General features: G+C 69.9%; 9 protein-coding genes. 3 read left to right on the plus strand and 6 right to left on the minus strand.

Annotation, left to right across the window (positions count from 1 at the left end; translation table 11 throughout):
* Positions 1 to 169: 169 nt before the first annotated feature.
* Together QZ607_RS24975 and QZ607_RS24980 are read right to left on the minus strand one after the other, a co-directional pair.
* A complete protein-coding gene (locus QZ607_RS24975; protein WP_295888730.1) occupies positions 170 to 2,308 on the minus strand; it encodes a hypothetical protein in 2,139 nt (712 codons plus the stop codon).
* Between the two features lie 107 nt (positions 2,309 to 2,415).
* Positions 2,416 to 3,693, minus strand: a complete 1,278-nt coding sequence (locus tag QZ607_RS24980) for a 4Fe-4S ferredoxin (protein ID WP_295888735.1) — start codon at positions 3,691 to 3,693, stop codon at positions 2,416 to 2,418.
* Positions 3,694 to 3,894: 201 nt separating this feature from the next.
* On the opposite strand from QZ607_RS24980, the gene QZ607_RS24985 reads away from it, so the two are divergent.
* Positions 3,895 to 4,299: a hemerythrin domain-containing protein gene (locus tag QZ607_RS24985; RefSeq protein ID WP_295888739.1), complete on the plus strand. Its 405-nt coding sequence runs from the start codon at positions 3,895 to 3,897 to the stop codon at positions 4,297 to 4,299.
* 175 nt (positions 4,300 to 4,474) lie between these two features.
* Here the strand turns inward: QZ607_RS24985 and QZ607_RS24990 are convergent, their stop codons facing one another.
* Both QZ607_RS24990 and QZ607_RS24995 read right to left on the minus strand, forming a co-directional pair.
* Complete coding sequence (locus QZ607_RS24990) at positions 4,475 to 5,278, minus strand: MBL fold metallo-hydrolase (protein WP_295888742.1); 804 nt, start codon at positions 5,276 to 5,278, stop codon at positions 4,475 to 4,477.
* Between the two features lie 214 nt (positions 5,279 to 5,492).
* Positions 5,493 to 5,828, minus strand: coding sequence for a DUF3127 domain-containing protein (locus QZ607_RS24995; protein ID WP_295888745.1), 336 nt, complete (start codon positions 5,826 to 5,828; stop codon positions 5,493 to 5,495).
* Between the two features lie 426 nt (positions 5,829 to 6,254).
* Here QZ607_RS24995 and QZ607_RS25000 point away from each other — a divergent pair, with 426 nt between their 5' ends.
* The gene (locus QZ607_RS25000; protein ID WP_295888750.1) at positions 6,255 to 7,964 is read left to right on the plus strand and encodes a UvrD-helicase domain-containing protein; all 1,710 of its coding nucleotides are present in this window, start codon (positions 6,255 to 6,257) and stop codon (positions 7,962 to 7,964) included.
* Positions 7,901 to 8,683 carry an ankyrin repeat domain-containing protein gene (locus QZ607_RS25005; protein ID WP_295888754.1) on the plus strand — a complete coding sequence of 261 codons (783 nt, stop codon included), beginning with the start codon at positions 7,901 to 7,903 and terminating at the stop codon, positions 8,681 to 8,683. The genes QZ607_RS25000 and QZ607_RS25005 overlap by 64 nt, the downstream gene beginning before the upstream one ends.
* Before the next feature lie 612 nt (positions 8,684 to 9,295).
* Here QZ607_RS25005 and QZ607_RS25010 read toward each other — a convergent pair.
* The gene (locus tag QZ607_RS25010) at positions 9,296 to 9,541 is read right to left on the minus strand and encodes a hypothetical protein (RefSeq protein WP_295888759.1); all 246 of its coding nucleotides are present in this window, start codon (positions 9,539 to 9,541) and stop codon (positions 9,296 to 9,298) included.
* Between the two features lie 96 nt (positions 9,542 to 9,637).
* On the minus strand, positions 9,638 to 11,044 hold a 1,407-nt coding region (locus QZ607_RS25015), incomplete at its 5' end, for a formylglycine-generating enzyme family protein (RefSeq protein ID WP_295888763.1).

Below are 11,044 nucleotides of genomic sequence, written 5' to 3' on the forward strand. Positions count from 1 at the left end.
GTCCGACCGATGACCCGTTATGAAGGGGATTGAGACGGGGGCGGGCGAGATTTGCCGAGCGGAGCTCGGCGGCCCCAGTGGCGCACCCGCGGCGTTTGCGTGGGCTGGAGCGCGTTGTGGCGGGTGCCGAGCGGAGCTCGGCGCCCCCAGGGGCGGAGCGTCGCGGCGGCTACATCGGGTCACACGGCGGTATGGTCCCGCCGCCGAGTGCCCTGGCGAGGTACTCGATCTGCTTGGCCAGGTCGGGGGGTGGCGCATCGAGGGTGGCGTCCATGCCGTCGCGGACTTCCTGGGACATGGACCAGCCCAGCGGCGGCTCCAGGTATTTGCGGCGGATCTCGGCTACGTCTGCGTCGGTGAGGGGCTCGGTGGCAGCCGCCCGCGCCGCCGCGAGGCGCACGTCGAGCACTGCGGCGAGCGGCATTTCCACCACGCCGCCGCCCATGGCCTCCACCAGCCGTGCGGCCTTGACCTCGGCGATCTGCTGGCGGGCGCCGCGGGTCTCGAACAGGGCGCGGATGGGGGCGGCGACCTCGCTGACGGCGGCGTTGAAGCGGTCGCCCTGGAGCTGGTCGTCGGCGCCGTTGTCGCGGCGACAGAGGGCCGGGGCTGTCGGGTCGTTGTTGATGACGATGAGCAGGGGGCGGAACGGCGGGTCGCTGTCGCGGGAGCCGTTGCGGAGGCTGTCATCGAGCAGGGCGATGAGGTCGCCCATGGTGGCGGCGCCGGAGTTCTCGAAGTAGCCGCCGTCCACGAGCCGGATGTGGTCGTCGTCGGCGATGTCCACCCTGCCCGCCGGGCTCACGTAGGTAAAGCGGGCGCTGGCGCCGGCGGCGGCGCTGGTGCGGATGGCGGCCAGCTGGTAGCGGCTCTCGAACAGGTCCACGACCCCCGGCAGGCCGCCGACCTTCAGGTCCGACAGCACCGCGCGCTGACCGGTCTCCACCACGGTGGTGTTGAGCAGCAGGCTCGGCAGCTCCTCACCGGCCGCACCGGCGTAGAGGTTCTGGAAGGGGCCGCTGAAGAGCCGGCGGGCGTCGCCGTGGAAGGCGAGCTCGAAGGAGCGCTCCAGGAAGCGCTGCCGGTCGGCGAGGCTCACCGGAAATGGGAAGAAGCGCTGCGCCAGATCCGGGAACAGCAGCCCGGCCACCACCGGCGACAGGAAATCGTTGCCGAGGACCCTGCGCACGGGGTCCAGCAGCGGGCCGTCTTCGCCGGCGTTCAGCTGCGCGCGCTTCAGCGTGACATAGGCCGCGGCGCCGACGCTGCCGCCGGAGACACCACTGATGGCGAAAAGGCGCTCGCTGAAGGCCTCCCCCAGCTCTGCCTCCAGCGCTGCCAGCACCGAGGCGGTCCAGTACGCGGCGCGGATGCCGCCGCCGGCAGCGGTGACGAACACCACCGGCTCCGCCCCGCCCGCGGGCCCCGTCACAGCCCTGAAACGCTCGGCGGGCGCCGGACGCCACAGGGCCCTGACGGCATCGCCACCGGTCTCATCGGCCAGCCGGATGGGATGATTGTGGTTCCAGAAGCCGAAGAGCACCGCCAGCAGCAGCGCGGTCAAGGTCGCGGCCGGGCCGCCCTTGGACATGGGCAGGTAGGTCAGGACGGCGGTGCCGAACAGCGCAACACCCATGACGCCGAGCACGGCGATGGCAGGCGCCCCGAGCCCTTGCGGCAGGTACACGGGCACGGCGATGAAGGCCACCAGCAGCACGAAGGCGCTGAGGAGCAGCGCGCGGGCACGCCTGCGATGGGCTTCCGGCACCTCCTCCAGCCGCTCAGCGATCATGTACTCCCGGGAGATGCTGAACAGGCTGCGGCGCAGCACGTAGAACGCGAGCAGCAGGATGGCCATGGCGAGGTACGCCCGCGAGAGCGTGACCGCAAGCGCCGGACCATCCGCGCCGACCCCGTTGAAGGTCCAGGCGATGGCGAGCGGCACCGCAGTGCCCACCAGCCGTGGCCACCAGCGCCGGCCGAGGTCGGCGTAGGGCGACGGCAGCGGATAGCTCGCGTAGTCCCGCGCCAGCAGCAGCCGCGAGGTGTACCAGAAGGTGAGCGACGCCGCGAAGGTGCCGACCAGCAGCAGCAGGTTCCACAGCAGGCCGTTGTCGTCCAGACCGAAGCCCCGCTCCGCACTGATCCGGAGCATGTCCTGCCCCTGCGAAGTGAGGCCGAAGAACCCCACCAGCACCAGCGCACCGCCGAGGTTGTAGCCGATGAGCCAGGGCACCCGCAGCAGCGAGTACCAGACGAATTTCCGAAGCTGCGTGAAGGGGCTGTCGCTCTGTACCGACGTATTCATGGAACGTCCTCCCGGACCGGAGATCAGGGGTCGCGGCGCGCGCCGCGGAAGCGTCGGCGCCGCACACGGGCGCCTTCAGGGAGTATAGGCAGCGGCAGTGGCGGCGCTCAGCCGCGCCAGAGCAGCGGCAGCCGCAGGTGGCGCTTGAGGGCGGCGCCGAGGTAGGGCCAGAGCCGGCCCTTCTCCCAAAGCATGCGGGCGTAGAGGGAGACGGGCCGCGCCGGCGGCTTGCGGTAGCCGTGGCGGGGCTTCAGGGTGATGGCGCCGCGCTCGCAGGTGGGGACGCAGACACCGCAGCCGAGGCAGATGTGCGCGTCCACCTCGGCCCAGCGCCGGCGCTCGCCGTCCCCGGTCCGCCGGCGGGCGCCTTTGACGGCATGCTGGCGGGCATCTTCGATGGCATGCTGGCGGGCATCTTTGTTGGCATGCTGGCGGGCGCCGGCACCGAGCCCGATGCACTTGGCATTGCAGGCGCGCAGGCATTCGCCGCAATAGTCGCAGTGCTCCGGGTCCACCTCGGCGATAAAGGGTGTCTTGCCGAGGCCGTCCGGGTAGCCGTGCTGCACGCCGGCCATCAGCTCGCAGCAGCAGCGGCAGCAGTTGCAGAGGAAGGACGGCTGCTCGCGGACGTTGTCCGTGACGTGGGTGAGGCCCAAGTCGCGGGCGTGATCGAGCGTCTCCAGCATCGCGTCGATGGTCTTCTCTTCGGCGAGGCCCCGGCGCACCAGAAAGCGCGCGCCCTCCCCCAGCACCATGCAGATGCCGTCCACCGGCGCGCCCTTTTGGCAGGACTGGCCCAGGTGCTCCTTCTTGTGCCGGCAATAGCACATGGTGACGGCCCGGAAGCTCGCATTGCGGATGATCTCCCGGGCGTCTTCATAGGGCGTGATGCGGGAGGTGACGGGGATCTGCTGCTCGTCCACCACGGCGCGGACAATGGGTGTGGGGCTGCCGAAGAACTCTTTGGCCTGGCCGCTCCCGTCGCCGGCCCGCTCGCGCAGGTACTCGGTCATCAGCTCGGCGACCCGCGCCACGGGCAGGTCCGTGCGCCGGCGCATGAAGGTGAGCTCGAAGAAGCCGATGAGCCCAGGCATCAGCATGTAGTAGGTCTCGCCGGCATAGGGCAGGTCCATCACCAGGCCCTTGTTGGCCATGGACTCGAGGATGCCGTCCAGCTCCGACGCCGGGATGCCCGTGGCCTCGGCAAGCTCCCCGAGCGTCGCCTCCATGAGCGGGAAGCCGGCGGCCACCTGCGCCTCCCGCGCATCGAACAGCAGCGACAGGATCTCGCGCAGCTTGGCGTTGTCCACCAGCCCCACCGGATGGCGGTTCAGGCGGTCGATGAGCGGCACCAGCTCGGATTTGGCGCTGAGAAGGTGTCCCATGGCTGCGGGCGGGCTCGGCGGCGGTTGCGGGCGCTGGGGCGATTGCGGGCACTGGGGCGCGGTTACCGGCAGTATAGGCAAGGCTGGCCCGGCGCGAATTGACCCAGGCGCTGTAGCACCGCGTTTCAAAAGAAGCTGCGCCCCGGGGGATGGGTTTCGCTTCGCTGTTCCCATCCTACGCCCCACCAACAGGAGTCTCCCATGCGACGCGATCCGAACCTCCGCCGACTCTCACGGGACCATCACACGGGCCTGGTGCTGGCCAAGCGCATACGCGAGCTGTCGGCTGCCGACGCCGCCCGGCGGGACGCCGCCTGGACCGAGGCACAGGCCCGCTTCGCCGACGCGCTGGAGCCGCACTTCCAGCTCGAAGAACAGGGGCTGCTGCCGGCCCTGCGTGCCGCCGGGGAAGACGCGCTGGTGGAGCGCACGCTGGCCGAGCACGCCGAGCTGCGCCGACTGATCCGCGGTCCGGCCGCGACGGTCGCGGAGCGGTTTGCAGAGGCGTTGACCGCACACATCCGCTTCGAGGAAGCAACGCTGTTCGAGACGGCGCAGCGGGTGCTCGACCCAGACCTGCTCGCGCAGCTCGGCGCGCTGCACTAGCAGGCGGCGCGGCCCGCGTGTGCCTTGTCGGGATCGGAATCGGGCTCGGGATCGGAACCGGGATCAGCGCGAGGCGACGGGACGCTCTGAGCCCCGGACCCATCGCGACCGGGCGAGCCACCATCGCAGGCGCTGTCGAGATCGATGCGGCAACCGGTCCGAAACCGCATGCACCCTAGTGCGCGTCTGGCCCCGGCATGTCGGGACGGTCGTCTGAGCCGGGCCGGGGCCGCAGCCGGAGCTCCCGCCCCGGTCCACCCGGGAGACAGCGCTCGCCGTAGGCCCGCGCAAAGGCCTCGCGGGCGGCGTCGCCGGTGCAGTGCGTAGGCACCACATAGGCGACATCCAGCTCCGCCAGGGCGCGCACGCAGCGGGCGATCTCCGAGCTCCCGGCGTACATCAGATGAAAGCCGCCGATGGCCCAGTCGATGGGCCGTGCGAGCATCGCAGTACCCCGCTCCACCATCCGTTCCATGCCGGGGTGGGCGCAGCCGCTGATGACGGCGCTCACCGCCACCCCGTCCGCCAGGGCCGCATCCAGCACCAGCCCCTGCTCCGGCGGGTCCTGCTGGGTCGAGCGCCCGCTCAGCATGCCGGTGCTGAGCAGCCCGGGCACCAGCGCCCGGGGCTCCGCGCCCACCACCACCAGCTCCCGGCACTGCCCGCGCAGGTCGGCGATGAGATGCCTGGAGAAGCCCTCGTGCAGCACCAGGGTCAGACCGGGGTTGCACTCCAGCACCGAGTCCAGCCCGCCCATGTGGTCCCAATGCGGATGCGACAGGAACAGCAGGTCCAACGCCGCCGGGTCCACGCCGAGCACCGCCATGTTGCGCAGCAGCACCCGGCCATTGCTCCCGCTGTCGAACAGGATGCGCTGCCCACCGGTCTCGATGAGCGCGGCGAAGCCCCAAAGGCTCTCGAGCCCGGCCAGCCCGGGAACGTTGTCGAAGAGGATGGTCAGTCGCGGTGGCTGGCGCATCATACGGACTCCTGGTGGCGGAGCCGGCCCGCGCGGGGTGGCGGCTCCGCGGTGGGTTGCCCGGGATGCGTCACTGTGGCGCCCCGGACACGGGCGGGATGCCGGCGCCGGTGTTGGCGAGGCGTTGCCGGGCCTGTCCCAGCAGCATCTCCTGCGCAGGAGGACAGACCCGCCGCGACCACCGGCGCAGTGCGCTCAGAACGAGCCCAGCGCGTCAGAACGGCGGCGCGTCGTCGAACATGGGCGGCTGCTCGCCGCCCTGATCGAAGCCGTCGTCCTGGCCTGCGCCGGCGGGCTCGACGCGCCACGCCTTGACGTCCGTGTACCAGCGGCCGTTGTACTCGCGGCTTTCGAGGTCGAAGTGGACGGTCAGCTCCTGCCCCTGCTGGATGCCGAGCTTGTCGATGCGCTCGCCCCAGACCATGAAGCAGACCTGCTTCGGGTACTCGCCCGGGATCTCGATGACGTACTCCTGCTTGCGCCAGGGGCCGCGCGCGGAGGTGCCCGACTTCTCGGGCAGGATTTGGATGATCTTGCCGGTCAGTTCCAAGGCTCGTCGGTCTCCAATAAACGTGTATAGGTGAACTGGGTGCCGTGGCTGCCACGACCACCGCCCATGCTACCGGACAATCCCGACGGACGCCGAGGCGAGACCCGGCGCTCGCCACTGACACCATCCGCGCTGTCCGGCCGACCGGTCCGCGGCAGACCACCCGCGCGCCCACCACGACTTGCCCGCACGACGCCGTGCACCGGCAGGCTTTGCGCGGATGATGCCTGTCGGCAGCATCGGCCCGGCAACGGGTGACCACGGCCCCTATACTGTCCGGCTGACCCGTTGCCGCCGGCGCTCGGACTGGACCGCTGTGATCCAAGCCGACAGACGGGGCGGCGGCCGTCCCGGAGCGGACGGCGCACGCACTCGGCCCGCGGAGCAAAGACCCCGACCGCCAAACCCGACCAGCGCGCCAGCCCCATGCGCATCCTCACTTACCGCGGGCTCGACACCGCGGCCATCCCCGGCATCGACAAGCTGATGGACCGACTCGCAGCGGATGACTTCCGCTCCGCCGATGTCAAGAAGGTCGGCGACAACCTGTACCGGGCCCGCCTGGACCGCAGCAACCGGCTGCTGTTCTCGCTGTTCCGCCACCAGGGCGAGCGTTGCGCCCTGCTGTTGGAGTACATCCCGAGCCACGCCTACGAGAAGTCCCGCTTTCTGGCCCAGGGCGTGGAGATCGACGAGGCGCGCATCCCGGCAGCGGCAGCCGAGGCCGCCGACTCCGCGCCTGAGCTGTCCTATCTGAACCCCGCCCTGCCGCGGTTCCATCTGCTGGACAAGGTGCTGTCCTTCGATGACGACCAGGAACTGATCTACCAACAGCCACCGCCGCTGGTGATCATCGGCTCCGCCGGCAGCGGCAAGACGGCGCTGACGCTGGAGAAGATGAAGGATGCCCCGGGCGACGTGCTCTACGTCACCCGCTCGCCCTTCCTCGTGCAGAACGCGCGCGACCTCTACTACGCCAACGGCTGGCAGCGCGACGACCAAGACGTCGACTTCCTGTCCTTTCGCGAGTATCTGGAGAGCATCCAGGTGCCGGACGGCAAAGAGATCACGGCGCGCGCCTTCGCCGCCTGGGCCGCACGCCAGCGTCTGCCGAAGGCGCTCAAGGACAGCCAACAGCTCTTCGAGGAATTCCAGGGCGCCATCACCGGCGCCGACCCGGCGCAGGCGTACCTGAGTCGCGACGCCTATCTGGCCCTCGGCGTCAAGCAGTCGATCTACCCGCAGGAGGCCCGCGCCGAGGTCTACGACCTGTTCGAGAAGTACCTGCGCTGGCTCGACGAGCAGGGCTGGTTCGACGCGAACCTGATCAGCCACGCCTGGCTGTCACGGGTGACGCCGCGCTACGACTGGGTGGTGGTGGACGAGGTGCAGGACCTCACCAACGTCCAGCTGCTGCTGATCCTGAAGTCCCTGCGCTCCGGCGACAACTTCCTGCTCTGCGGCGACGCGAATCAGATCGTCCACCCGAATTTCTTCTCCTGGTCCAAGATCAAGAGCCTGTTCTGGCAGCAGCAGGCCGACAGCCCCGGCGCCCCGGCCGATCTGGTACGCATCCTCAACGCCAATTTCCGCAACTCCCCGCAGGTGACGGAGATCGCCAACCGGCTGCTGCATGTCAAGCACGCCCGCTTCGGCTCCGTGGACCGCGAGAGCAACTACCTGGTGCGCAGCTGCGGCCCGACACAGGGCCGCGTCGGGCTGCTGCAGGACAGCGACAAGGTCAAGCACAACCTGGACCAGCGCACCGCCGCCTCCACCCGCTTCGCGATCCTGGTGCTGCACCCGGAGCAGAAGACGGAGGTGCGCAAGTTCTTCCGCACGCCGCTGGTGTTCTCGATCCACGAGGCCAAGGGCCTGGAATACGAGAACGTGCTGCTGTACGGCTTCCTGTCCAGCGAGGAGAAGCGCTTCCGCGACATCGCCGCCGAGCTGACCGAGGCGGACCTGCAAGGCGAGCTGCGCTATGCCCGCGCCCGCGACAAGGGCGACAAGTCGCTGGAGAGCTGGAGAAGAAGCACTTCCTGCCGTACACCCTCAAGCACCCGAGCGCTGTGCTGCGCGAGACCGAGCAGTACGGCGTGGACTTCCGCAACGTCTTCGACCAGACCCCGCTGATGGTCGCAAGCCGCATGGGCAACGCCGAGCTGATCGAGGCCCTGCTGGACCGCGACGCGGACACCAATCGCACGGACGCGAACGGCCTGAATGCCTTTCAGATCGCGCTGGAGCGCGCCTGTGCCGACGAGCGCTTCGCCCGCAGGCGCCTGCCGGCGGTCTACGAGCGCCTGGCCCCGCCGAGTCTGGACATCCAGGTGGACGGGCGCCTGTTGAAGCTGGATCGGCGACTGATGGAGTATCTGCTGTTGTCCATCGCCATGGTGCTGTTCTATCAGCGCCTCGGCGAGAACTATGCGACGCGCCGCGCGCTCATGTCCGCGGCCGACATCGAGGCCATCCTGGCGCAGTTCCCGGAGTCCATCGTGCCGGCCCGGCGCAAGAAGCGCCAATACATCTCCTCGATCCTGGCCAAGAACGAGATCGACCGCGACGACCCTTACAACCGCAAGCTCTTCCTGCGTTGGCGCCGCGGCGAGTACATCATCAACCCCCGCCTCTCGCTGCGCATCGAAGGCGAATGGCGGCGCATCTACGAGGTGCTCTCGCCCGAGCGCCTCGGCGCACAGCTGCGCGACCCGCTGCGCTGGGGCCAGCACATCGTGCATGACCCGAACGCCGCCGCCGAGCAGGCCCTGGACTCGCTGCGCGCGCAGCTTCAGGCCCTGAGCGATGGGCAGACTCCAGCGGAGTCATCTGCGGGGTCCCTTCGCCGATGAGGCGTCCGCCGCGCCCAGGCGGACTGCGGTCGCGGGCGCTGAGCCTGGTGGAGCTGCGCAAGGCCGACCGGTTGGGGCAGCTGCCGGCGGCACTGGCCGTCAGGGTCATCCTGTGGTCGGCATTGACGGATGACGCATGGGATCGCCCGCCGGGCCGAGGAAAACCTGCACGCGCCCAGCGAATGCCGGTCGACCCTGCAACCGCTGGCAGCCAGCGCATCAGACCCATTGCAGGCGACAGCACACGCGACCTGGCGCTGGCGTGCGCCGCCGCTTGCGGAGCTCAAGGTGCGCCATCCGGGTCTCGCTCCTGCCGAGCTGCACGGCATTCCCTCGCAGGAGCATAGATCGAGACATCATCCTCGACATCCTGGCGGGGGGCACGGCGGGCGGGCAGCTCGACCTAACGTCGAGATGAGATTCGACGCCATTGGGTCTGGAGCGCTCGCGGCACCTACTATCTGCCGAAACCGGCCGGGTCGCCCTGTGGACCAGATCCACCGAAAGCCCACATTGTTGTTGCGGTTGTGTGGGTTGTTGCGGTTGCAGGCGGCGGCGCGGCAGTTGTCTTGGTTGTTGGAGCAGGCGCCGCCGCGCAGCACCCGGAGCCGGTCAGGTGCGGCCCTGTCCCCGCAATGCCGCCGCCTCGGCACCGCGTTCGCCGGCTCTGCCGGCAGTGAGCGTCCCGGGCGGCAGAGCCGCCGGACGGCGTGCCGAGGCAGAGCCTCGGCACGAGGGCAGCAGCCGCCGCGTGAAGTCGTGGCGGTGGGCGCGCGGAAAGTTGTGGGTGGCGGGCAGCAGCCAGGACAGCAGGTCGAAGGTGCGGGAGAAGATCGGCATCTGCCGTGGCTCGCTCATGCCAGCACTCTACGGCAAGGCTGCCGTCCACGACAGCACCGCCCGTCACCCCATGGACGACGAGGTCAGAGGGCCAGAGCTCAGAGGGGACAGAGATCAGAGGTATGGGGACCAGACCAGCCGAAAGCCCACATCGTCGTAGCGGTTGAGTGGGTTGAAGCGGACGCGGGCGGCGGCGCGGCAGTGGTCATGGTTGCTGGAGAAGGCGCCACCGCGCAGCACCCGGAGCCGGGCATCGGGCGCGTTCGAGGCTCGGTCCTCCCGATCTTGATCATCGGGATCGTAAGGGTAGTCGAAGTCCGGCCTGACAAAGTCCCGGCCCCAGAGGCTGCGGGTCCATTCCCAGACGTTGCCGGCCAGATCCTCGCAGCCGTCCAGACTCCCACCGGTCGGGAAGCTGCCCACGGGGCAAACGCGCTTCTCAATGCCGGTCTCCTGCACGTTGGCGCGCGTCCCGTCGAACCGATCGCCCCAGGGCCAGATTCTGCCTTGCGGGAACGGCTTGTTCCGCTCGTCATCCCGGTTGCCCCGCGCGGCCTTCTCCCACTCCGCCTCGGAGGGCAGCCCCGCCTTGACCCGACCATTGGCCACGTCCGTCCAGAACCGGTAGGCACTCGCCAACGCTGACGACTGGGCATCCACGGACGCCAACGCCTCGATCCGGCCCGGTGCAAGCCCGCGCAACTCGCCCGCAAGCCACTCGATGTAGGCGACCGCTTGCGGGTAGCGGACGAAGGTCACGGGCAGCGAGGGCAGCGCCGTGAGCCATGACGGCTCCGCCGGGAACCCGGCCACTTCCGCGGGGAACCCCTGCGCGCGCAGGAAGGCCCGGAACTGGCCGACCGTGACCAGCCAGCGTGCCAGATAGAAGGTCCGCAGATGCAACGGCTGCGGTTGCTCCACGACGCCGAACTGTGGCCAATACTGCTCGTCAAGCCCCCCCTCCACCTGATGCCGCGGCGTGCCCATCAGAAACTCGCCCGCCCGCACCTCCCGAAACCCGAGCCTGTCGTCGTCCGGCAGGTACCAGTGCAGCGGGTCGAAGCGCGGGTCGCCTAAGCGGGCGAGGCCTTTGGCGCAGTCGGTGCGTCGCTTCGGCCTGCCCGCGTGGTCCGCGAGCACCCGCTCGAAGGAACGGCTCAGGAACCGGCGCCGCTCGCGCTGCGCCTGCCATTGCTCGGCCGTGGCGGGCTCGGGCAGCAGCGGCGGCTCGGGCGGTTGCGGCGCGCCGGCCGCGGCTGGGGCGGCATCATCGCCCGGCTCATCGTCGGCCTCCGGCTCGGCGCGGTCTTCCGGGACGAAGCCGAGGAAGCGGTCGTCGCCCCAGAGCCGGCCGTCGGGCCGCCCGGCCTGCTGCCATGCCGCCAGGTCGCGCCGCAGCAGCCAGTCGGCGCGGAACCCGGGGTCGAGAAAGGCACGCTGCTCCGGCGTCAGCGCCTCGCCGAGGGCCGCCATCGCGTCGCGCATCTCGTCCACCTGCACCGCGGCGGCCAGGTAGCCGCG

The organism is uncultured Thiohalocapsa sp. (assembly GCF_913063425.1).
GTDB lineage: Bacteria > Pseudomonadota > Gammaproteobacteria > Chromatiales > Chromatiaceae > Thiohalocapsa.